Annotated in this window: 19 protein-coding genes; 7 read left to right on the top strand and 12 right to left on the bottom strand. The window is 62.0% G+C overall.

Going from position 1 to position 21,560, the window contains the following annotated elements:
• Positions 1-115 precede the first annotated feature (115 nt).
• Positions 116-1,642, bottom strand: coding sequence for a UxaA family hydrolase (locus tag GTW23_RS14155; RefSeq protein ID WP_252916212.1), 1,527 nt, complete (start codon positions 1,640-1,642; stop codon positions 116-118).
• Positions 1,643-1,738: 96 nt separating this feature from the next.
• Here GTW23_RS14155 and GTW23_RS14150 point away from each other — a divergent pair, with 96 nt between their 5' ends.
• Positions 1,739-2,473 carry a GntR family transcriptional regulator gene (locus GTW23_RS14150; protein ID WP_152010348.1) on the top strand — a complete coding sequence of 245 codons (735 nt, stop codon included), beginning with the start codon at positions 1,739-1,741 and terminating at the stop codon, positions 2,471-2,473.
• 32 nt (positions 2,474-2,505) lie between these two features.
• Here GTW23_RS14150 and GTW23_RS14145 read toward each other — a convergent pair whose 3' ends face one another.
• Positions 2,506-3,534, bottom strand: coding sequence for an aldo/keto reductase (locus GTW23_RS14145; RefSeq protein WP_252916211.1), 1,029 nt, complete (start codon positions 3,532-3,534; stop codon positions 2,506-2,508).
• A gap of 198 nt (positions 3,535-3,732) precedes the next feature.
• Here GTW23_RS14145 and GTW23_RS14140 point away from each other — a divergent pair, with 198 nt between their 5' ends.
• On the top strand, positions 3,733-4,185 hold the full coding sequence (locus GTW23_RS14140) for an RbsD/FucU family protein (protein WP_152010593.1): 453 nt from the start codon (positions 3,733-3,735) through the stop codon (positions 4,183-4,185).
• 61 nt (positions 4,186-4,246) lie between these two features.
• Here the strand turns inward: GTW23_RS14140 and GTW23_RS14135 are convergent, their stop codons facing one another.
• The 9 genes from GTW23_RS14135 to dctP form a co-directional block, all read right to left on the bottom strand.
• Positions 4,247-5,644: an ArnT family glycosyltransferase gene (locus GTW23_RS14135; RefSeq protein WP_252916210.1), complete on the bottom strand. Its 1,398-nt coding sequence runs from the start codon at positions 5,642-5,644 to the stop codon at positions 4,247-4,249.
• Positions 5,641-6,393 carry a ChbG/HpnK family deacetylase gene (locus tag GTW23_RS14130; RefSeq protein ID WP_252916209.1) on the bottom strand — a complete coding sequence of 251 codons (753 nt, stop codon included), beginning with the start codon at positions 6,391-6,393 and terminating at the stop codon, positions 5,641-5,643. The genes GTW23_RS14135 and GTW23_RS14130 overlap by 4 nt, the downstream gene beginning before the upstream one ends.
• Complete coding sequence (locus GTW23_RS14125) at positions 6,377-7,354, bottom strand: glycosyltransferase family 2 protein (RefSeq protein ID WP_152010596.1); 978 nt, start codon at positions 7,352-7,354, stop codon at positions 6,377-6,379. The genes GTW23_RS14130 and GTW23_RS14125 overlap by 17 nt, the downstream gene beginning before the upstream one ends.
• Positions 7,351-7,731 carry a GtrA family protein gene (locus tag GTW23_RS14120; RefSeq protein WP_152010597.1) on the bottom strand — a complete coding sequence of 127 codons (381 nt, stop codon included), beginning with the start codon at positions 7,729-7,731 and terminating at the stop codon, positions 7,351-7,353. The genes GTW23_RS14125 and GTW23_RS14120 overlap by 4 nt, the downstream gene beginning before the upstream one ends.
• Positions 7,732-8,006: 275 nt before the next feature.
• Positions 8,007-9,560 (bottom strand): malonate--CoA ligase, encoded by a 1,554-nt coding sequence (locus GTW23_RS14115; protein ID WP_252916208.1) that lies wholly within the window; start codon positions 9,558-9,560, stop codon positions 8,007-8,009.
• Complete coding sequence (locus tag GTW23_RS14110; RefSeq protein WP_152010599.1) at positions 9,557-10,879, bottom strand: malonyl-CoA decarboxylase; 1,323 nt, start codon at positions 10,877-10,879, stop codon at positions 9,557-9,559. Before GTW23_RS14110 ends, GTW23_RS14115 begins: the two co-directional genes overlap by 4 nt.
• A complete protein-coding gene (locus GTW23_RS14105) occupies positions 10,876-12,192 on the bottom strand; it encodes a TRAP transporter large permease (protein ID WP_252916207.1) in 1,317 nt (438 codons plus the stop codon). The genes GTW23_RS14110 and GTW23_RS14105 overlap by 4 nt, the downstream gene beginning before the upstream one ends.
• The gene (locus GTW23_RS14100) at positions 12,189-12,686 is read right to left on the bottom strand and encodes a TRAP transporter small permease subunit (RefSeq protein WP_152010601.1); all 498 of its coding nucleotides are present in this window, start codon (positions 12,684-12,686) and stop codon (positions 12,189-12,191) included. The genes GTW23_RS14105 and GTW23_RS14100 overlap by 4 nt, the downstream gene beginning before the upstream one ends.
• Before the next feature lie 79 nt (positions 12,687-12,765).
• Complete coding sequence (gene dctP, locus GTW23_RS14095) at positions 12,766-13,761, bottom strand: TRAP transporter substrate-binding protein DctP (RefSeq protein WP_152010602.1); 996 nt, start codon at positions 13,759-13,761, stop codon at positions 12,766-12,768.
• Positions 13,762-13,893: 132 nt separating this feature from the next.
• On the opposite strand from dctP, the gene GTW23_RS14090 reads away from it, so the two are divergent.
• A complete protein-coding gene (locus tag GTW23_RS14090; protein WP_244615290.1) occupies positions 13,894-14,574 on the top strand; it encodes a GntR family transcriptional regulator in 681 nt (226 codons plus the stop codon).
• A gap of 56 nt (positions 14,575-14,630) precedes the next feature.
• Here the strand turns inward: GTW23_RS14090 and GTW23_RS14085 are convergent, their stop codons facing one another.
• Positions 14,631-15,119 carry an Rrf2 family transcriptional regulator gene (locus tag GTW23_RS14085; RefSeq protein ID WP_152010603.1) on the bottom strand — a complete coding sequence of 163 codons (489 nt, stop codon included), beginning with the start codon at positions 15,117-15,119 and terminating at the stop codon, positions 14,631-14,633.
• Between the two features lie 172 nt (positions 15,120-15,291).
• Between GTW23_RS14085 and cydD the strand changes: the two genes are divergently transcribed.
• From cydD to cydB, 4 genes are all read left to right on the top strand, one after another.
• Complete coding sequence (gene cydD, locus GTW23_RS14080) at positions 15,292-16,917, top strand: thiol reductant ABC exporter subunit CydD (RefSeq protein WP_252916206.1); 1,626 nt, start codon at positions 15,292-15,294, stop codon at positions 16,915-16,917.
• The gene (locus GTW23_RS14075) at positions 16,914-18,641 is read left to right on the top strand and encodes an amino acid ABC transporter ATP-binding/permease protein (RefSeq protein WP_252916205.1); all 1,728 of its coding nucleotides are present in this window, start codon (positions 16,914-16,916) and stop codon (positions 18,639-18,641) included. The genes cydD and GTW23_RS14075 overlap by 4 nt, the downstream gene beginning before the upstream one ends.
• Before the next feature lie 126 nt (positions 18,642-18,767).
• Entirely contained in the window at positions 18,768-20,378 is a 1,611-nt protein-coding gene (locus GTW23_RS14070) for a cytochrome ubiquinol oxidase subunit I (RefSeq protein ID WP_252916204.1), read from the top strand.
• A 5-nt stretch (positions 20,379-20,383) separates the two neighbouring features.
• Entirely contained in the window at positions 20,384-21,547 is a 1,164-nt protein-coding gene (cydB, locus tag GTW23_RS14065) for a cytochrome d ubiquinol oxidase subunit II (RefSeq protein ID WP_252916203.1), read from the top strand.
• The last annotated feature ends 13 nt before the right edge of the window (positions 21,548-21,560 follow it).

Genomic DNA, 21,560 nt, shown 5'->3' with positions numbered 1-21,560 from the left:
GACTCGAGGCGAGAGTCAATCGGATGATTTGTGGACAAGAACTGAGGGGATTTTTTACCGGATGGAGCAAGCCCATCCGGCGTTTCGCATCAGATCGCGCGCGACGTGGCGAGGATCACATCACCGCGCCCATTTGCCAGGGCACGAATTCGGCGCCGCCGAAACCCAGCTGCTCGCTCCTGGTTTCCTCGCCGGAAGCCACGCGCAGGAACAGCTCGAAGATCTCGCGGCCCTTGTCCTCAAGGCTGACGGCATCGGTGATGATGTCACCGCAATTGACATCCATGTCCTCGGACATGCGGCCATACATTTCCGAATTGGTGGCGAGCTTGATGCAGGGCGTCGGCTTGTAGCCCGACACCGATCCACGGCCGGTGGTGAACGCGATCAGATTGGCGCCAGAGGCGATCTGCCCGGTCACCGAACAGGGATCGTAACCGGGGCTATCCATGAACACGAAGCCGCGCTCGGTGATCGGTTCGGCGAATTTGTAGACCTGGGTCAGCGGCGCGGTGCCGCCCTTGGCGACAGCGCCCAAGGATTTTTCGAGGATGGTGGTCAGCCCGCCCTTCTTGTTGCCGGGCGAAGGGTTGTTGTCCATCTCGCCGCCATTGCGCGCGGCGTAATCCTCCCACCAGTGAATGCGCTCGACGATCTTGGCGCCGACCTCGGGGGTGACCGCGCGGCGGGTCAACAGGTGCTCGGCGCCGTAGATTTCCGAGGTCTCCGACAGGATGGTGGTGCCGCCATGGGCGACCAGCAGATCCGACGCCGCACCGAGCGCCGGATTGGCGGTGATGCCGGAATAGCCGTCGGAGCCGCCGCACTGCATGCCGATCACCAGATGTTCGAGCCCTGCCGGCGCGCGCGCAATCTTGTTGGCCTCGGCTGCCATTTCCCTGAGCTCAGCGACACCGCGCTCGATGGTCTTGCGGGTGCCGCCGGACTGCTGGATGGTCATGTAGCGGAAATTGCCGTCCTTGCGCATCCTGCCCCGGCCAACCAGATCAGGCACCTGCATGACCTCGCAGCCGAGGCCCAGCAGCAGGATGCCGGCGAAGTTCGGATTGCGGGCATAGCCCTGCAGGGTGCGGAACAGGGTGTCGTAGCCCTCGTCATTGCCCGACATGCCGCAGCCAGTGCCATGCACGATCGGCACGACGCCATCGACATTTTCAAATTCGTCGAGCCAGCCCTGCTTCTCCACCGCCTCGGCGATGAAGCGGGCGACAGAGCCAGAGCAGTTCACCGAAGTGAGAATACCGAGATAGTTGCGGGTGCCGACAGAGCCATCCGCCCGGTGATAGCCCATGAAGTGACGCTTTTCCGAAGGCGCGGCAAGCGGCCGGACCTCGGTCGAGAATTCCTGCGCCTCGGCGTGGCCGCCCATGCCGAGATTGTGGACATGGACATGTTCGCCGGGCGCAATTGCACGGGTCGCGATGCCGATGGTCTGGCCATAGCGGAGCACCTTCTCGCCTTCGGCAATCGGTCGTACCGCAATCTTGTGTCCGCGCGCCACCGCTTCGGCGAGCGGGACATCGAGCCCGGGCACGATCGCGCCCCCGGCCAGATCCTTGAGGGCAATGATTACATTGTCGTCTGCGTTGAGACGGATTGTCTGGAGGAGATCTCTTGTCATCGGTCAGAGCGCTTCGTGGTTGCAAAGCCGGATCGGAACCGGATCTCGGACCGGATCGTGGCTTGACAGGAGGATAACTCTATCTAACATGTTAGTATGCCAGTCAGCGAGGATAGTCCACTGCGAGACGCGAAAAAATTCCTGCCCGCGCTTCAGCCCCTGAATGATTTTCCCGGCTCGCTCTCCCAGAAAGTCTACATGTCGCTCAAGCAGGCAATCCTGTCGCTGGCCTTCCGCCCGGGCGAGCTGATGCAGAAATCTCAGATCTGCAAAGAGCTCGGCGTTTCGCGCTCGCCGGTGACCGAAGCCATGGCGCGGCTCGCCAGCGAAGGCCTGGCCGATATCGTGCCGCAGGCGGGAACCTATGTGACGCGGTTTTCAATGGCGGAAATCCGCGAGGGTGCATTCCTGCGCGAGGCGCTGGAACTCGCCGCCGTCGAGCGGGTTGCCACCACGATCACCGAGGAGCAACTGGTCCTGCTCAAGCGCAATCTGCGGATTCAGGAAGTGCTGATGCAGGATGGCGACACGGCAGGCTTCCACCAAATGGACGCAGAGCTGCACGAGCTGATCCTGTCGTTCACCGGTTACCGGCGGCTGGCATCGCTCGCGGAAACCGCCTGGATCCACGTCAACCGGGCGCGTCATCTCAACCTGCCGATGCCGGGCCGGATGCAGGCCACGCTCGCCGAGCACAAGGCCATCGTCGCAGCACTCGAAGCGCGGGATCCGGAAGCCGCCCGCCAGGCAACCCGGCATCACCTGCGCCAATTGATCCTGCTGCTCGAACCGCTGGTCGCGGAACGGCCGGAGATGTTCACCAACGGATAGTCCGCCATACACAAGGTATGGCGGCAATCTTCTCAGGCATTGACCGGGGCGTCTTCGCGCATCAGCCCTTCGGTCTTCAGATCGGCCCAGAGCACGGGCGGTATTTCCGCGCCGGCGGCAACCGCATTGGCCTCCATTTCAGCCACCCCCTGCCCGCCCGGAATCACCGAGACGACGGCCGGATGGCGCAACGGAAACTGGAACGCCGCATCGACCATACGCGTGGTATGGTGTTTGCAGACGGCCTCGATGCGGGCAACACGATCCAGAATCGGCTGCGGCGCGGCATCGTAATTGTAGAAGGCCCCCGGCTTCGGGCCGGTTGCCAGAATTCCCGAATTGTAGGGGCCGCCGATGATGATGCCGATGCCCCGCTCGGAAGCCAGCGGCAGGAATGTTTCAAGCGCCTGCTGCTCCAGAAGCGTGTAACGGCCGGCAAGCAGGAACAGGTCGAAATCGCCACGCTCGGTCAGCCACTGGCAGGCCTGCCATTCGTTGACACCGGCGCCGAACGCCTTGATGACGCCCTGATCGCGCAAAGACAACAACGCCTTGTAACCGCCGGCCATCAGCTCCTCGAGCCTCGCATTGCGTGCCGCTTCGCTGCCATGGGTGAAGATGTCGAGATCATGAGCATAGAGAATATCGATGCTGTCGACGCCGAGGCGTTCGAGAGAGAATTCGAGCGAGCGCATGACGCCGTCATAGCTGTAGTCGTAGACTTCCCGACGTGTGGGCACGTCGAAGAACTTGCCCGCGCCGGTGCGCTCCTCGCCGGGCTCGCAGCGGCGCAGCAGACGTCCAATCTTGGTCGAAAGCACGTAGTCGCCGCGCGGCTTGCCGCGCAGGAAGCGGTTGAGCCGGGTTTCGGCAAGCCCCAACCCATAGAGCGGCGCAGTGTCGAAATAGCGGACTCCGAGATCCCAGGCTTTGGTCAGCACCGCATGGGCCTCATCATCGGAAATGGCGCGATAGAGATTGCCAAGCGGCGCCGTGCCGAAGCCGAGTTCGGTGAATGTGAGCCCGCCATTGCCGATCCTGTCCCAGTGCCGTGTCTTCATCTGTCTCTCCCTGTTCGCGCGGAAACCTAACCGATCCTCTCGTGAACCGCATCCCTCCTATTGCCTGTGTCGGCAATTTGCAGTGGGAGAACCCGTCCGCAGGCCGATAGGGCTTGAATAGCGGACTGTCCCGCTGCAGGATCGCCGGCAATCGCGCCCTCCGGCAACGGCGCGCAAGGACATTACCGGGAGGACTTCATGCTCAAGGGACTGGATCCGCGGCTCAATGCCGAGGTGCTCTACGCGCTTCGCGCCATGGGGCACGGCGACACGCTGATTATCGCCGACACGAATTTTCCGTCAGACACGCTTGCCCGGCAGACGGTGCTCGGCGAGCTGCTCAGGATGGACAACCTGACCTCGGCCCAGGCCGTGGAAGCGGTGCTTTCGGTGCTGCCGCTCGACACGTTCGTCGACGACTTTGCCGGCCGGATGGAAATCGTCGGAAGTCCGGATGAAATCGCCCCGGTGCAGGCGGAAGTCCAGGCTGTGATCGATGCGGCGGAGGGCAGGCACCGGCCGATGATCGGAATCGAACGGTTCGCCTTCTACGATACCGCCAAACAGGCCTATGCGGTGATCCAGACCGGCGAACGGCGGTTTTACGGCTGCATCATGCTGCGCAAGGGCGTTATCCCGCCGGACGCATAGGCCAGCCGCGCCGATTATACCGGAGTTGACGGGCGGGAAGCCTTGCAAGCCCACCCGCCACTCAAGGCACCGGAATGTAGAGCATGTATTTGCGGCTCTCCGCAACCGGCGCGCCGACATTGCCGAAACGGGCCAGGAACTCGGCCTGGCGGTATTTCGGCACCATTACCCCGTCGCCTGCGGCAAGCCAGCTTTCGAGATCCTCAAGTGAGTTGAGCCGGGTGATATCGCCATCTGTGTAGAATTCGGCAGAAAAACTCCGGTCCCAGAGAATTGCCAGCCTGCCGGATGCGTTGAAGGAACCTATCAGCGCCGCTTCGGAAGGGAGAGCTGTGCGGGCGAGGCCAAGGACAGAGACAAGGATGATGCCCCCCGCGACCACCACAACCTCCGCCACGCCGAGATGGACCCACTTCGCCTGGGCAGGGCCGGAGCGCAGCCAGAGCATGACGGCAAGCAGCGAAGCTGCCGGAACACCCGGAAGCACATGGGTCACAATCGTATTTTGCACGGGCGTGAACAGCACCAGCGGCGTGAGAACGAACAGCAGCAGGTAGAGATACAGACCGGTGTCGTCGGGCGTCTTGCGCGGCACGCCCTTGCGCAGGCGCCAGAGCAGGATCGGCAACAGCGGGCTCCAGGGAAGCGTGGCGAGAATCCAGAACAGCCAGATCATGCCCCTGGGATGCGCCGGCCCGGAACTGTATAGCCCGCCGGCCCATCCCGGCTCGAAGTAGCGCTGGACGTGCTCGCCTATGATGGAGATCCCCAGATATCCGGGTGCGATGCTTTCTGCAGCGACATACCAGGGCATGACCAGGATCGCGATCAAGGCGATTCCGCCGATCCAGGGCAATTGCTGCAGGTCCTTCCAGCTGCCGCGCCAGACCATATAGAGGCCGATCGGCAGCAGCGACAGGATCCAGGCCACGGGGCCCTTGGCCAGAAGCCCGACGGCGAGACCTGCGAAGAACAGCCAGCCCCAGCGGCGGCTTCCCGACAGACCATTGTAAAATCCGGCCATGGCGGCAGTGACACCAAGAGTGAGCGCCATGTCTGCCTGAACCAGGGCCGACGCCACGAAAAAGAGCCCAGAGCTCGCCACCAGCAGTACCGCAACGGCGGCTGTTATCCGGTCAGTGAGACTTCGCGCCCACAACCACAGGATCGCCAGTGTGGCGAGAGCCGACAGAAGGACACCCAGACGCACGGCAAAGGCCGTGACACCGAACAGCGCTATTCCGGACGCCGAGAGCCAGCTGTGCAGCGGCGGCTCGGCCAGGTACGGAATGCCAAGGTCGAACAGCGGGGTTATCCAGTTACCGGTTTCGGCCATCGTGCGGGCGATTTCGGCATAGCGCGCCTCCGTCGTATCGGTCAGCGGAACCCAGACCATCGCGGCCACGCGCACGGCCAGCAGCAGCAGCAAACCCGAGAGGATGGCCTGGCTTTTGGTCAATTCATTGTCCCTTGAAGCAGGATTTTTGTCTCGCAGTCGCGGCTTTCCGGAGCATGGCCGGCGCATTGCATTTCATCATCGGCATCACCGGGGTGCACCATCATCAGGCAGTCCGGACCCGCCGTTTCCAGCAGGCGAGGTAACCAGTGACGAACACTGGCCGGATCGTCAAGACGAAGGAAACCAGAGAAATCCCGGTTGACCTCGTGTCCCGCCCGCCTGAAGACCCGCCGCGCCCACGCGGCCAGCGCCATGATCAGCACGCCCTTTGCGCCACCGGCGCGAAGATTGCGCCACCGCCCCATCCATGTGGCAGGCAGCGGCACCCTGATCCAGGTTTTCGGTCCAAAAGGCAATTCCGCGGCCAGCGGCGCGATCCACGGAACACAGTGGCAATGCTGGTGGCCATCATAATAGTCGGGCAGATGATCGAAGAGCGCGACAAATGTCTTGGCCTGTTGCCTGAGCGAGGCTTCAACGACCTCGCGCAACCGGGCATCCGGCAACAGCCGCAGGAGCCGCGACAGCGGCCAGACATCGGCGTATCCGGGCAGCGCCTGAGTGAGATTGAGATGCAGGCCGACCTGCGCGCCCGCATCCCTCAGTGCCTTGAGCCGCGCAACGTCGCTGGCGTTGATGGCATCATTGACCATCACGGAGGTTGCATCGAGCCGCCGGGCCTCCATCAGCGAAAGGATGACCCGGTCATGCTTGCGGCCAAGCCCGAAATCATCAGCGATCCTCAACAACGTCTCCCTTGCGGCTGATGTCTTCCGCCAGGATGTAGGGGGGGCGTTTCTTGGCCTCCTGAACGGATTTGCCGATGTATTCTCCAAGCAGGCCGAGAAAGATCATCTGGACGCCGCCGAAGAACGCGATCAGTGTCAGGACCGAGGCAATGCCGTTGGCCACCCCTGTGAAGAACAGCGTCTCGATGACGACATACAGGCCGTAAACCAAGCTGAACATGGCGATAACAATGCCCGCCATGGCCATCAGCCGCAGCGGCGTTGTGGTAAAGCTGGTGATGGCGTCCATCGTTATCGACAACAGACGGAGCGCACCGAAGCTGCTCGTGCCGTGCTCCCGCACGGCGGGCGCGAGCGGCAGGCCGACCTGGCGGAAGCCGACCCAGCCATACAGCCCCTTCATGAACCGGTCACTTTCAGGAAGCGAGCAAAGGGCCTTCATGAAGCGACGATTGATCAGGCGGAAATCGCCGGCGCCCGGCGGAATCTTATAGCGGATGTTGCGGTTGATAACCCAGAAGAAAACCCTGGAGGCCGCAGCCTTCAGATAACCCTCCGAGGAATGGCGGCTGACCTTGTAGGCATAGACGCTGTCGGCGCCTTCATCGAGCCATATCCGGACGAACTTGGTGATCATCTCCGGCGGATGCTGAAGATCGGCATCCATCAGAACCGCCGCATCGGCGGACCGGGCAGCGTCTATGCCTGCCGACAGCGCGGCCTCCTTGCCGAAATTGCGGGAGAATTGCAGAAGGCGGACCGGGCGCGGACCGAAATCATGGGCATTCAGAATGGAAAAACTGTCATCGCTGCTGCCGTCGTCAATGAAGATGAAGCCGACGGCGAGCTTGAATTCGTCCGCCAGATTGCCGGAAATGGCTTCCAGCCGGTCGAGCAATTCTGGCAGCACCGCGGCCTCGTTGTAGACGGGAACGACGATTGACAGGGTTTTTCCGGTCATGACGGCTTCTTTGCGAAAATGACTGCTGACGACACAGCGAAATTGATAATCGAGGCCACACCGATCGCGACAAGCAGCGCCACGGTCAGGGGCAGACCGGCATAAAGCGAGAGTTTTAGCAGCAGGGCGCGCAGAAGGAAGACCAAACCGCTCCAGGCCATGAAAATCAGATAACGCCGCACCAGGTTGTCATTGGCTTCATGAAACGTGATGCGGCTGTGAAAAAGGAACACAACGGTAGCACTGACGATCATCGTCAAAGCCAGAGCGATGGCGGGATCAAGGCTCATCCAGCGGGCCAGCGCCAGTGTCGCCAGATAATCAATGGCTGCGCCAATGACCGATCCGCTGGCAAAAAGGGAGAATTTCCTGAGCATCGTCAATTCTTCCGGTTGAGGGCGGGCCCTGACCGGTGCGATCCGATCATGTGACGCCCGCTGCCACCGCTGACGCGGTGAGCCCCAAATTCAAACTGTTGGGGAGCCGGTATATTGGGTGCCGCCACCAACGGCAATAGTTGGATTGGGAGCCGGCGGACGGGCGCGCCGCAATCACCGGCGTCTCTTGGCCGGGCACGACCGGGTGCCGCCCAGCGCGGCGATCAGGCCCCGTTCCACTCCCGGGCGGGAGGGAATCTCAGGTCATCGCCTGTTCACTCGGCGAGCAATGCCTTGTAGGCGTCGCGCAGAACGTTCTTCTGTACCTTGCCCATGGTGTTGCGGGGCAGTTCATCAAGAACGACGACACGCTTGGGCTGCTTGAAGCGGGCGATCTTCGGCTTGATGCTTTCGAGGATGGCCTCCTCTTCAAGCTTGGCACCCGGCCTGGGCACCAGCACCGCCACCACACCCTCGCCGAAGTCGGCATGCGGCACACCAATGACGGCGGATTCCAGTACGCCGTCTTCCTCGTCAAGCAGGAGTTCGAGCTCTTTGGGATAGATGTTGTAGCCGCCGGAGATGATCAGGTCCTTGGAGCGGCCGACGATCTGGACATAGCCGTCTGCATCGATGACGCCGACATCGCCGGTGATGAAGAAGCCGTCATCGCGGAATTCTTCTTTCGTCTTTTCCGGCATCTGCCAGTAGCCGGAAAAGACGTTGGGACCCTTGACCTCGATAATGCCGATTTCACCCTGCGGCAGGACCTTGCCAGTCTCGGCGTCGACGATGCGCAAGTCGACGCCGGGCAGCGGGAAGCCAACGGTGCCCGCGCGGCGCTCGCCGTCATAGGGGTTGGAGGTGTTCATGTTGGTCTCGGTCATGCCGTAGCGCTCGAGAATCCGGTGGCCGGTGCGCTGTTCGAACAGGACATGGGTTTCGGCCAGAAGCGGCGCGCTGCCGGAAACGAACAGCCGCATGTGCCTAACCAGATCACCGGTGAAGGCGGGCTCATCAAGCAGCCGCGTGTAGAAGGTCGGAACCCCCATCAGTGCGGTTGCCTCAGGGATATTGGAGATGATCGCCTCGGCGGAGAAGCCGGACAGGAAGATCAGCGACGCGCCGGCGCTCAAGGTCACGTTGGTGGCAACGAACAGGCCGTGAGTGTGGAAGATCGGCAGCGCATGCAAGAGCACATCGTCGCTGGTGAAGCGCCAGACATTGACCAGGGTCTGGGCATTCGACAGCAGGTTGGCATGGCTGAGCATCGCGCCTTTGGAGCGGCCGGTGGTGCCCGACGTGTAGAGAATGGCGGCAAGGTCACCCGCCGACCGCGCGACGGTTTCAAAGGTGGTCGGTGCGGCCAACCCGGCGTCATTGAGCGAGCCCGCGCTGGTTTCGTGGCTCTGCCAGACGCCCATGGTTTCAAGCCCGATGCCAAGCCTGGCGGTCAGCGTCTCGTAGTCCGCGCGTGTCTTCGGATCGCAGACGAAGATACGGGGGGTGGCGTTATCGAGAAAATACTCGATCTCCGCCGGCGTGTAGCCGGTGTTCAGCGGCAGAAAGACGCCGCCGGCACGAACCACGGCAAGATAGAGCATGATGGCTTCGATGGATTTCGGCACTTGGACGGCAACGCGGTCGCCTGGTTTGACGCCCAGGCCCACCAGCACATTGGCAAAACGGCCCGACACATCCTCGACATCGCCATAGGTGTAGCGGCGGCCGTCTTTCGGCAGGGTCGCAAACAGCGCGTTTCGGCCGTCCGGTGTCGCCAGCTTGTCGGCGAGCAGTCCGTCAAAAAGATAGTTGTCAGCCATTTTCATTTCCTGCCATTGCTGTTTGCGGCCGCTGCATCGGCCAGCGTCTTCACATCCCGCGAGGCCGCCACGGTGTGGTTTTCGGCAAAGCCTTCGTGGAACTGACCGATCTTCCTGAGATCATAAAGGTAGTTCACCATCAAGCCGCAGGACTGCCGCACCCCGTTTGCCGAGAGGTCCGCGCCGGCGTGGATGTCGTGCACCATGGCGCCGTTGTTGAGGTGAAAGCGCGCCACCGGGTCTAGCGGCAGGCCGTTGCGGTCCTTCTGGTTGATCAGGTAGCTCGCCGCCTGGCGGCGCAACCACTGCGACTGGTCCCCAAGCCCGGCCAGATCACCGGTGTCCGTCGCAACCTTGACAGCCTGGGCCACCGCGTCCGCATTTGGCTGATCGGCGAGAGACTGGCTCAGCCAACGACAGAGGCCTGGAATCGGCGACAGGGTGACGAAGGTGGTGATTGACTTCACCTCGGCCTGCAGATCCTCGACCACCTGCTTGATCAGCGAATTGCCGAAGGAGACGCCGCGCAGTCCCGCCTGGCAATTGGAAATCGAGTAGAACACGGCCGTGTCGGCACTTGCGGGATCGAGGATCTCGCGGTTCTCGGCCAGAATGGCCTGCACCGAACCTGGAACACCCTTCACCAGCGCAACCTCGACAAAGATCAGCGGATCATCCGGCATGGCGGGATGAAAGAAGGCGTAGCAGCGCCGATCGGCGGGTTCGACACGGCGGCGCAGGTCATCCCAGTCATCGATGGCATGCACTGCCTCATACTTGATGATTTTTTCGAGAATATTGGCCGGGCTCTGCCAGTGGATGCGGCGCGGCACCAGGAATCCGCGGTTGAACCAGGAGCCGAACAGGTGCTGGAAATCCAGATCAGTCCGGCCGAAGCTTGGGTTGTCCCTGAGCAATCCGAGGAGGTGTGCGCGCATGCTGACCAGTTCGCCGGTGGCGCCCGGAACCCTGTTGATGCGGCGCAGCAGCTCCTGACGCCTGGGTTCGGCGGCTTCCAGGAGGCCCGCAAGGTTGTCCGGAGAACGGTCGGCCTGATAGGCCGCGGTCAGCGCCTTCAACTTTTCGGTATCGATATCGAGCTGTTCGGTAAGGTAGCGGAAGAATTCAACTTCGGCCTCTGGCGTGAGTTCACTGAACTGCGACAGGATCTGCTGCCCCATGCTGTGCGAGGCCCCCTCGCTCGAACTTGTAATCAGCGCCTCGCAGAGCTCGGTGATCGAGCGCCCGTCGCCCTTGATGCGAGCGAGGTTCGGTCGTTCGAACAGCGTCGAGAGCAGGTCGTAGAAGAAACCCGACCGGTTCAAATCGCACCCCCCATGATCAGGTTTGGCAGGAAGGTTGCGATCGACGGGAAGATGCACAGAAGCACGATGGCGAGGATCATGCACATCACGTAAGGCAGCGAACCGCGCAGGATGGTGCCGAGCGAGATGTCCGGGGCAATCGAGTTGATGACGTAGAGGTTGAGGCCGACCGGCGGCGTGATCAGGCCGATCTCCATGTTGATGGTCAGCACGACGGCGAACCAGTAGGGATCAAATCCGGCATTGATGATGATCGGCAGCAGGATCGGCGCGGTCATCAGGATCACCGCCACCGGCGGCAGGAAGAAGCCGGCGACCAGCAGGAAGACATTGATGATTGCCATCAACACCCAGCGGTTGACCTCAAGGTCGGAAATCCAGCCGGCGATGGACTGGGTGACAAAGGTCGAGGACAGGGTGAAGGCGAAGAGTTCGGAGGCCGCGATGATCATCATGATCATCACCGATTCCCTGGTCGAATCGCGGAACATCGACAGGAACGGCTTGGCCGAGAACATCTTGTAGACCACGACCACCAGCACCAGACAGAACAGCGCGCCCACGCCGGCGGCTTCCGACGGCGTGGCGACCCCGCCATAGAGTACGAACAGGATACCCGCGACGATGGCCAGGAACGGCAACACCCGCGGCAGGATCTCGAGCTTTTGCTTGAGCGAGTAATGCTGCGTCACATCTGACAGCTTCAGACCGCTGCGCCAGCAGGAAAACAGTGTCCAGGCCATGAAGATGGCGGTCAGCATCAGACCGGGAATTAAACCGGCGAGGAACAGCCGGCCAATCGAGGTTTCGGTCGAAATGCCGTAGACAATCATGGTGATCGAGGGCGGAATGAGAATTCCGAGCGTACCGCCGGCAGCGATCGAGCCAGCCGAAATTCCGTCCGGATAGCCACGCTTGCGCATTTCGGGGATGCCCATCTTGCCGATGGCAGCACAAGTGGCGGGCGACGAACCGGACAGCGCCGAGAAGATCGAGCAGGCGCCGAGATTGGACAGCACCAGGCCGCCCGGCACGCGGTTGAGCCAGCGGTCGAGTGCCTCGTAGAGATCCTTGCCGGCAGGAGAATTCGAGACCGCGGCACCCATCAGGATGAACATCGGGATCGAGACCAGCGTGAACGAGTTGAGCCCGGAGAAGAAGGTCTCGCCAAGAATGTCGAGCGAACGGAAGCCGTCGATCAGCAGCAGGGTTCCGATGGAGACCGCGCCAAGTGCAAAGGCGATGGGCATGCCGATGGCAAACAGCGCGATCAGCACGAGGAGAATGAGGAGGCCGATTTCAAGCGGGCTCATGCTGCGGCCTCCGAGGTTCCGGTCCAGTTCTTGTAGATTTCCGCGACGTATTGCAGGCACAGGATGATGATCCCGAGCGGCAGGGGCAGAAGCGGGATCCACAAGGGCAGAGCCCAGACGGTGTCTGTGGTCCAGCCCTTCGACAGCGCTTCGTAGAAGTAATGCCAGCCGGACCAGGCGAGCAGGCCGCAGAACGCCAGGCTCAACAGCGCAGCAAGGACATCAAGCAGCCGCTTGGCCGTGCCTCCGAGCAGATTGGGCAGAAGGTCAACCGAGACATGGCCCTTGAGCATCAGCACGTAAGGTGCACCGATGAACGTGGACGCGATCATGGCGTAAACCACGAATTCGGTCTGCCAGATGGTGGAGGCGCCCAGGAAATAGCGCATGAATACCATATGCGAAACCACAAGCGTGGAAGCGGCGATCAACAGCATGGACGCCATGCCGCACAGTCGCGACGCCGCCTCAATGGCCGAAACAAAACGTTTCATCTGTGGGAAATCCTCGGATCGAAGAAGGGGCGGAGCAGACGGAAGAAGGGGGAGGCGAACCTCCCCCCGGTCCGCCGCTTTATTCTACTGCGAGCGCCGCATCGATCAGTTGCTGGCCGCCATCCACCTTTTCGGCGAACTGCTTGTAGGCAGTCTCCTTGGCTATCGCCAACCAGGCGTCGTAGTCTTCCTTGGACATCGACACCACTTCGACGCCGGCCTTCTTGAAGGTTTCGACCATCTTGTCATCGAGGCCTGCGGCCTCCTTGTCGAAATACTCCTCGGCCTTCTTGCCGGCGGCCATGACGGCAGCCTGCTGCTCCGGCGTCAGACGGTCATAGGTTTCCTTGGAAATGAGCATCGGCTCGTACATGAACCAGAGCGAGTTCTCGCCCGGTTCGGTCAGGCAGGTGACCTGCTCGTAGATGCGATAGGACACGAACGAGCCCGAAGAGGTGTTGGTGGCATCGAGAACGCCGGTCTGCATGCCGGTGTAGATTTCCGACGACGCCATCGAGGAAATCGATGCGCCTGCGCCAACCAGCATCTGCTCGAAGGCAGGGCCCGCGGCGCGGGTGACCTGACCCTTGATGGTGTCGGGCGAGGTGATGCAGTTCTTTTTCGAGGCGAATGCGCCGCCGAGCCAGGCGTCGGCAATGACAATGGCGCCATTGTCCTCGATCAGCTTCTTGATCTCGGTCATGAAGGGCGAGGCGTTGAGCCGCTTGGCTCGGTCATGATTGCGCACCAGGCCCGGCATCAGAGTTGCCGAAAACTGCGGCACGCGGCCCGATGCGTAGTCGAGCGGGAACGAGGTGATGTCGAGCTGGCCCTTGGTCAGCGCGCCCCACTGTTCCTTGGCCTTGTAGAGCGACTGACCGGGATAGACCTGAACATCAAGCCCGACATTGGCGGCCGCCAGTTCCCTGGCGAAAAGCTGAACCATCTCATCGCGCGCATCGCCCTTGCCGCCCGGAAACTGGTGCGACGCCTTGAGCGTTTCTGCCTGTGCAAGCCCGGTCATGGCGATGGATGCGGCAAGCATGCCCGCAAGAGCTGATAATCCTAGTTTCATGTCTACCTCCCAGAAGATTGTGGCCAGCGAACCTCCTCCGGTCCTGGCCACCAAATGGGATCACTTTCTGAATGCAATGTCAAATCTCTTGTATACAAGAATATTGAATTTGCATTTCGGAACGGATTGCGCATGATGCGATCCATGGGCACACGCATCGCAGACACCATTCGCGAACGCATCGAACAGATGATTGTCACCGGCGAGTTTGCCGATGGCGAACGGCTCGATGAAGTCAAGCTGGCCGAGCAGTTCGGCGTGTCCCGGACGCCGCTGCGCGAGGCGTTCCAGTCTCTCGCAGCCTCGGGGCTGCTGACGCTGGAAGCGCGGCGCGGCGCCTTCATCCGGCATCCGGATTTCGTCGAACTGGTCGAGATGTTCGAAGTGATGGCCGAACTTGAGGCGATGTGCGGTTTCCGCGCCGCGCGGCGGGTGAACGAGCAGCAGATGCGCGACATCGGCCGCACGATCGAGGCTTGTGAGGCTGCGATCGCACGCGGTGATTCCGACGAGTACTACCGCGAGAACGAGACCTTTCATCATCTGCTCTACGAGGCCAGCGGCAACAGTTTCCTGGCGCGGGAAGCAGCAAGGCTGCACAAGCGGCTCAAGCCCTACCGGCGCATGCAGTTGCGCGTCAACGGCCGCATGCCTCAGTCAATGCGGGAGCACAGGGCGGTCTATGCGGCGCTCGAGAAGTCCGATCCGAAAGCCGCCGCGGCAACATTGCGGCAACACGTCGCCATCCAGGGCGAGCGCTTCAATGATCTCATGGCAAGCTACCGGCAGATCGCGCCGAGGAAAGCCGGCTGACGGCTGCAGCCGTCCCCCAGCCTGGATGCCGGGCGGAACGTAAAGACCATACTCTCTTAAGCGACGGGCAGGTTTTCAATGGCCTTCTTGGAACAGGCCGGCAGACGTTCGGGTGCCAGCTTGAGCATGGATTCCAGACCGCAATTGCCACGCACGAGATCGTCGAGCGTAACCATATCGAGTTCGTGATAGAACGCTTCCACCGCACGCTCGATAAAACTGCGCAACCGGCACTCAGCGGTGAGCGGGCAGGTGTTCTGATCGCCCGCGAAACATTCGGCGAAGGGAACACTCGATTCGAAAACCCGGAAAATCTTTCCAATACTGATCTCGGACGGCTTGAGACCCAGTTGCAACCCGCCGGTCCGGCCTCTCAGGGTCTCGACAAAACCATGCTGCTGAAGCTGGTGAATGACATGTCCGAGATGATTGCCCGACGCATTGCACGCCCTGGCGATGTCGGAGGACCGGACCACCTTGCCGTCATTGACGGCGCAAAACATCAGCACACGGGCGGCGAGGTTGGTTCTGGTTGTCAGTCGCATGGCATGTTTCCGTTGGATTTGACCAACTTGGAAAATACACTTCGTTGATCCGTTGCGAGTTGATCCAGATCACTTTCCTGCCCTTAGGGAACAGATAACACGCATTGTGAAAACAACTTTGCAGGCGAATATGTCGTCACAACAAGATGCCCACCCGAAAGCGGATGCGCAAATGCTCGAACAAATGATGAGCGCCGCTGAGGGGAAAGTGCGCCTTGCCTCGATGCTGAGCGCAGCCTCTTCACTGATCTGGCCGCTGCAGGCCGGGGTCGTCGCAATGGCGATTGCCGGGCTGCTTGGGCCGGTGGAGGGACCGGAACCGCTTGCAGTCGCATCGGTGTTCGTCCTGCTCGGACTTGTCAGGGCTTTGCTGAACCACCAGGCGGAGCGGCTTCTGTTTGCGGCCGGCGTGACCATCGTGAGCAGCGCGAGGGAGGAAATCGTCCGGCGCGAGATGCGCACGACGGACAGTGGCGGCGCGGCGTCCACAGCCGTCCTGGCGAGCGAGAAGCTCGACCACATGATTCCTTACGTGACCCGTTACGCACCGGCGCAGGCGCGGGTGATGACAGTGCCCCTTGTCATCCTGGCCTTGAGCTTCTGGTTCTCCTGGGCGGCAGGACTGGTTCTGCTTGTCACCGGCCCGCTGATTCCTGTTTTCATGGCGCTGGTCGGGCTTGCCGCAAAGGAGGCAAGTCAACGACAGATGGCGGATATCGGTACGCTCAACGATCTTCTGATCGACCGGCTATCGGCACTTGTCGACATCAGGCTGCTTGATGCCGGACCGGCCGTGATCGCTGATTTCGCCGCCAGTGCCGACCAGCTCAGATCCCGCACCATGAACGTGCTGAAGATTGCCTTCCTGTCCTCAACGGTGCTGGAGTTGTTTGCCGCGATCGGCGTGGCGATGATGGCTGTCTATGTCGGCTTTGCCCTGCTCGGGGCCATCGAGTTCGGATCCTATGCAGCACCACTCACTCCCGCCGCCGGGATCTTTCTGCTGCTGCTGGCTCCGGATTTCTACCAGCCATTGCGGGATCTTTCGGCAGCCTGGCACGACAAGGCCGCGGCGCTGGCGGTTGCAGGCGAATTCTCGGAATGGCGGGCGCGAACACCCCGGGAACTGGCGGGCAAGGGAGGCGCCTCGGAGCGCCTCCCCGGAGCAGCGGAGATCAGACTTGAGGGCGTGGCGGTGCATATCGGCGGCCGGGTGATCCGCTATCCGGACATTGCGATCCAGGCGGGAGAAAGCGTGGCCCTGATGGGGCCATCGGGTGCGGGCAAGACCACGCTGTTGCGGCTGCTTGCCGGATTGGCGCTGCCGGAAGAGGGAGTGATCCATGTCGCGGGCGAGAAGCTTGATTCGGCGACCGCGGATGGCTGGCGCGCGCGGCTCGGCTGGATGCCGCAGGCGCCGCATTTCCTCGATGCCAATCTGGCCGACAATGTAAGCCTTGGGAAGACCGGCGATCTGGAAGAGGCGCTGCAGGCCGCCGCGGCAGGCTCGGTGATTGCTGCACTGCCCGGTGGAAAAGAAGCATGGCTCGGAGAAACCGGCGGCGGCATTTCCGGCGGCGAAGCCCGGCGGATCACGCTGGCGCGGGCGATCTTCGCTCGGCCCGACATTCTGCTTGCCGACGAACCGACGGCCGATCTCGATGCCGAAACCGCCGGTGTGGTGATGGCCGGACTGGCCAGGCTGGCCGGCCAAGGCTGCGGTCTGATTATTGCCACCCATGAACCGGCGCTGGCCGCCCGGATGGACCGCACAATCCTGATCGGAGCTGACGCATGACCGCGAGCAATCACAATCGCCATCGTGGCGGCGCGGCGTTGTGGCAGGTTTTCCGGCTGATCCTGCGGGACCAGTCAACCGCGTTGATCCGCGGCGCCGCGCTGAGCCTTGTCGTGCTGATCGCCGGGATCGCGCTTCTCGGCCTTTCCGGATGGTTCATCACCGCAGCCGCGGCTGCGGGACTGGCCGGGATGGGCGCGGTCTTCGATGTCTTCCGGCCCTCGGCCATGGTCCGCTTTCTGGCACTTGGCCGGACCGCCGCACGTTATGGCGAAAGGTTGCTGACCCACGACGCCACGCTCAAAGCACTGACGACGATCCGGGTCCGGCTGCTGGCCACCACCGTCACCGCCCCGCATGACCTGCTGGTGCGGCTGCGTGGCCCCCAGGCCCTCAACCGGCTGATGGCGGATGTCGACGCGCTGGATGGTGTTCCACTGCGGCTGATCCTCCCACTCGCGGCCGGCATTGCAGCGCAACTGATCACCTTCGCGGCGCTATGGTGGCTGGTGGATCTGAGCGTGGCATTATGGATTGCGACCGGCTTCCTTGGCGCGGCAGCCATTGTCCTCGCTCGCGCAGCACGCGCTGCCGCACGCTCTTCCGGCGAAGAAGAGGCCGCGGCTCAGGCCTTCCGGTCGCAGCTCATCGATCTGATCCGTGCCCGCGACGATCTGGCGGCCTATGGACAACTGACGCGCCAGGGCGAGACCGTTCTGGCTACCGATGCCGAACGGCACCGCCGCCGCGCTGATCTGGACCGTATCGAACGGCGGGCAGGGTTCGCGCTGTCACTGACCGGAACCGTGGTGGCGGCAGGCGCTCTTGCGATCGGGATGATGCTCGCACGCAACGGCATGATCACACCGGCACTGGCAGCCATCGGGTTCTTTGCTTCACTGGCATTGATGGAAACCATCGCTCCCCTGCGCCGGGCGATGGCTGATCTGGGCCGGATGGGCGTGGCCGCACAACGGGTTGCGGCAAGCCTGAACACTGTCGCGCTGGCACCCAAGGACGGGCTTTCCGGCCAGACTGCCGAGTTGCAGATCAGGGATCTCTCCTTTCGACGCGACGGGGCGCTCCTGCCAATCCTCGACAAGGTGTCCCTGGCCATTTCGGCAGGCGAAAGCGTGGCCATTACCGGGCCGAGCGGATCGGGAAAAAGCACATTGCTGCTGCTAACCGCCCGTCTGCTTGCACCGGAAGCCGGACAGATCACGATCGGCTGCCTGCCCCTCGCAGATTGGGACGAATCCCGACTGCGCGCCGTTGTCACTCTGGTTCCGCAACGCAGCGCGCTGATGGCGGGCACAGTCGGGGATGCCTTGCGGCTCGGGTGTCCGGACGCATCCGATGCGGCCCTGTGGGAGGTGCTCGAGGCCGTCTCGCTGACGTTAGTCATCCGTTCCAAAGGCGGGCTGGAATGCAGGCTTGGTCCACAGGGAGCGGGCCTGTCGGGTGGCGAGGCCCGCCGGCTTGTTCTTGCCCGCAGCCTGTTGCGGCGACCAGGACTGCTGCTCATGGACGAGCCCACCGAAGGGCTGGACGAAAAGACGGCCCTCGCCGTGCTCGCCGGGATACGGGCCTACCTGCCGGCGGCATCCATTCTGACCGCGTCCCACCGTCCTGCCGAAATCGGCTGGGCGGATCGCGTCATCCAGCTGGATCAATGCCGAGCCATGGGACCGGCGGGACCCAAAAAGCTCCAGCCGTCCAAATAAGATACATCAGTAATGCAGCTTTATTGATCCAAATCAATGTCAGCCACCCCGCCCTGACATATTCAAAAATTCATAGATATATTCTGGGGGTGCATGGTGTGCTCCCCGTTCCAAGGAGCAAAGCAAATGGAGTTCGGGATCGTCGAGCTGTCACGGCTGCAGTTCGCCATGACGGCCATGTATCATTTCCTCTTCGTGCCGCTGACGCTGGGTCTTTCGATCCTCGTGGCCATCATGGAGACGGTGTATGTGATGACCAACCGTCCGATCTGGCGGCAGATGACCAAGTTCTGGGGCACGCTGTTCGGCATCAATTTCGTGCTCGGCGTCGCCACCGGCATTACCATGGAATTCCAGTTCGGCATGAACTGGAGCTACTACAGCCATTATGTCGGCGACATATTCGGCGCGCCGCTGGCGATCGAGGGGCTGATGGCCTTTTTCCTCGAGGCGACCTTCGTCGGGCTGTTCTTCTTCGGCTGGGACAAACTGAGCAAGGTGGCCCACCTGACCGTCGCCTGGCTGGTGGCGATCGGCTCCAACTTCTCGGCATTGTGGATCCTGATTGCCAATGGCTGGATGCAGAACCCGGTCGGCGCTCAGTTCAACCCGATGACCATGCGCATGGAAATGACCGATTTCTACGAGGTGCTGTTCAACGAGGTTGCCCAGGCCAAGTTCGTCCATACCGTCTCGGCCGGCTATGTCACCGCCTCGGTCTTCGTGCTCGGCGTCTCGGCCTGGTACCTGCTGCGCGGACGCCATATCGAACTGGCCCGGCGCTCGATCACCGTGGCCGCCGCCTTCGGTCTCGCATCTGCGTTCTCCGTGGTGCTGCTGGGCGATGAATCGGGCTACAGCGCCACGCACAGTCAGAAAATGAAGCTCGCTGCCATCGAGGGCATGTGGGAAACAGAGGCGGCGCCGGCCTCGTTCACGGCCTTCGGATTTCCCGATCAGGAAGCGCGGACCACCCACTATGCCATTCATGTTCCCTATGTGATGGGACTGATCGGCACCCGCTCGCTGACCACTTCGATACCGGGCATCGAGGAGCTCGAAAGCCAGGCGGAAACCCGCATCAAATCCGGACTGATCGCCTATGACGCGCTGATGCATATCCGCGAGGCGCGCGACAATGCCGATCCGGCGGAGACCGCTCGGTTCGAGGCCCATTCCGCCGATCTCGGCTTCGCGTTTTTGCTGAAGAAATATGTCGACGATCCGCGCCAGGCGACGCCCGAGCAGATTGTCCAGGCCGCCAATGACACCATCCCAACCGTCTGGCCGCTGTTCTGGGCCTTCCGGATCATGGTTGCGCTTGGCTTCGGCTTCATCGCGACGATGCTCTACTTCTTCTATCGCGCCTCGTTCAAGGGCATGGATTTCCCGCGCCCGGCCCTGCATCTGGCGGTGTGGATGATCCCTGCGCCCTGGATTGCAGCGGAACTGGGCTGGTTTGTCGCCGAATTCGGTCGTCAGCCTTGGACCGTGGACGGCGTGCTGCCGACGGCCATGTCGGTCTCGGCGCTTTCAATGACCGAGGTGGCGCTGACGCTTGCCGGATTTGTCATCTTCTACACCGTCCTGTTCGTCATCGAGATGGGGCTGATGCTCAAATACATCCGCAAGGGCCCCTTTCAGGACGTCGAGGAAACCGACGCCTGGGTTATCAGACACACAGAACGGCTGGCCGGACGGCGCAATGCCGACGCCATCGCCATGCCAGCGGAGTAAGAACCATGATCCTGCACTCTCTTATCGACTATGACATCTTGCGCGTGATCTGGTGGGGTCTGCTCGGCGTCCTGCTGATCGGCTTCGCGCTCACCGACGGCTTCGACATGGGTGTCGGCGCCCTGCTGCCCTTCGTTGCCGAAACCGATGTCGAGCGCCGCGTGGCGATCAACACCGTAGGCCCGGTCTGGGAAGGCAACCAGGTCTGGTTCATTCTCGGCGGCGGCGCGATCTTCGCCGCCTGGCCACCGCTCTACGCGGTCTCGTTCTCCGGCTTCTACCTGGCAATGTTCGTGGTACTCGCCGCTTTCATCGTCCGGCCTGTCGCCTTCAAGTACCGCTCGAAGCGGGATGACGTGCGCTGGCGGACGTCCTGGGACTGGGCATTGTTTGCCAGTGGCGCGATCCCCGCTCTCTTGTTCGGCGTTGCCGTCGGCAATGTCATCCAGGGCGTGCCGTTTCATTTCACCGATGATTTGCACACCATCTACGAGGGCGCCTGGTACACCAAGTTCATCGGCCTTCTCGATCCCTTCTCGCTGCTTGCCGGGGTGGTGTCGCTGTCGATGCTGGTGATGCATGGCGGCGCATGGCTGACGCTGAAGGCGGAAGGCAATGTGCGTGACCGGGCCCGCCGTTTCGGCTCCATCGCGGCACTGGTTGCCGTGGCGGCCTATGCGCTGGCCGGCGTCTGGATGGCCCTCGGGATCGAGGGCTACCGCATCGTCGGCGACTACCTTACCACCGGCCCGTCAAACCCGCTGCATTTCGAGGTGGAAAAGACGGCAAGCTGGCTCACCGCCTATTCGGACCGCCCATGGATCGCCATTGCACCCATCATGGGCATTGCCGGCGGCCTGCTGACTTTCCTCGGGCTGCGCGCCGGGCGCGAAGTCTCGACGCTGCTGGTTTCCAAGATGGCGATCCTCGGTGTGATCTCGTCGGTCGGGCTGACGATGTTCCCGTTCATCATGCCGTCCTCATCCGACCCGCGGTCGTCACTCACGGTCTGGAACAGTTCATCCTCGCACATGACCCTGTTCATCATGCTGGTGGTGACCGTGATCTTCATGCCGATGATCCTTGCCTACACGGCATGGGTCTACAAGGTGCTGTGGGGCAAGGTCACCGAGGCCGACGTCACCGACAATTCTCATTCCGTCTACTGATCAGGAGGATCAA

The organism is Parahoeflea alexandrii, assembly GCF_024105735.1.
GTDB classification, from domain to species: Bacteria; Pseudomonadota; Alphaproteobacteria; order Rhizobiales; family Rhizobiaceae; genus Hoeflea; species Hoeflea alexandrii.
Note: the sequence above shows the minus strand (reverse complement) of the source record. Positions and strands in the feature narration are given on the sequence as shown.

Bases quoted from the DNA above. Each gene is read 5' to 3' on its own strand.
- GTW23_RS14120 (WP_152010597.1), bottom strand. From the start codon at position 7,731: ATGCTCAGGAAATTCTCCCTTTTTGCCAGCGGATCGGTCATTGGCGCA.
- GTW23_RS14090 (WP_244615290.1), top strand. From the start codon at position 13,894: ATGATGCGATCCATGGGCACACGCATCGCAGACACCATTCGCGAACGC.
- GTW23_RS14105 (WP_252916207.1), bottom strand. From the start codon at position 12,192: ATGAGCCCGCTTGAAATCGGCCTCCTCATTCTCCTCGTGCTGATCGCG.
- GTW23_RS14115 (WP_252916208.1), bottom strand. From the start codon at position 9,560: ATGAAAATGGCTGACAACTATCTTTTTGACGGACTGCTCGCCGACAAG.
- cydB (WP_252916203.1), top strand. From the start codon at position 20,384: ATGATCCTGCACTCTCTTATCGACTATGACATCTTGCGCGTGATCTGG.
- GTW23_RS14140 (WP_152010593.1), top strand. From the start codon at position 3,733: ATGCTCAAGGGACTGGATCCGCGGCTCAATGCCGAGGTGCTCTACGCG.
- cydD (WP_252916206.1), top strand. From the start codon at position 15,292: ATGCTCGAACAAATGATGAGCGCCGCTGAGGGGAAAGTGCGCCTTGCC.
- GTW23_RS14145 (WP_252916211.1), bottom strand. From the start codon at position 3,534: ATGAAGACACGGCACTGGGACAGGATCGGCAATGGCGGGCTCACATTC.
- GTW23_RS14070 (WP_252916204.1), top strand. From the start codon at position 18,768: ATGGAGTTCGGGATCGTCGAGCTGTCACGGCTGCAGTTCGCCATGACG.
- GTW23_RS14075 (WP_252916205.1), top strand. From the start codon at position 16,914: ATGACCGCGAGCAATCACAATCGCCATCGTGGCGGCGCGGCGTTGTGG.
- GTW23_RS14150 (WP_152010348.1), top strand. From the start codon at position 1,739: ATGCCAGTCAGCGAGGATAGTCCACTGCGAGACGCGAAAAAATTCCTG.
- GTW23_RS14085 (WP_152010603.1), bottom strand. From the start codon at position 15,119: ATGCGACTGACAACCAGAACCAACCTCGCCGCCCGTGTGCTGATGTTT.
- GTW23_RS14155 (WP_252916212.1), bottom strand. From the start codon at position 1,642: ATGACAAGAGATCTCCTCCAGACAATCCGTCTCAACGCAGACGACAAT.
- dctP (WP_152010602.1), bottom strand. From the start codon at position 13,761: ATGAAACTAGGATTATCAGCTCTTGCGGGCATGCTTGCCGCATCCATC.
- GTW23_RS14100 (WP_152010601.1), bottom strand. From the start codon at position 12,686: ATGAAACGTTTTGTTTCGGCCATTGAGGCGGCGTCGCGACTGTGCGGC.
- GTW23_RS14125 (WP_152010596.1), bottom strand. From the start codon at position 7,354: ATGACCGGAAAAACCCTGTCAATCGTCGTTCCCGTCTACAACGAGGCC.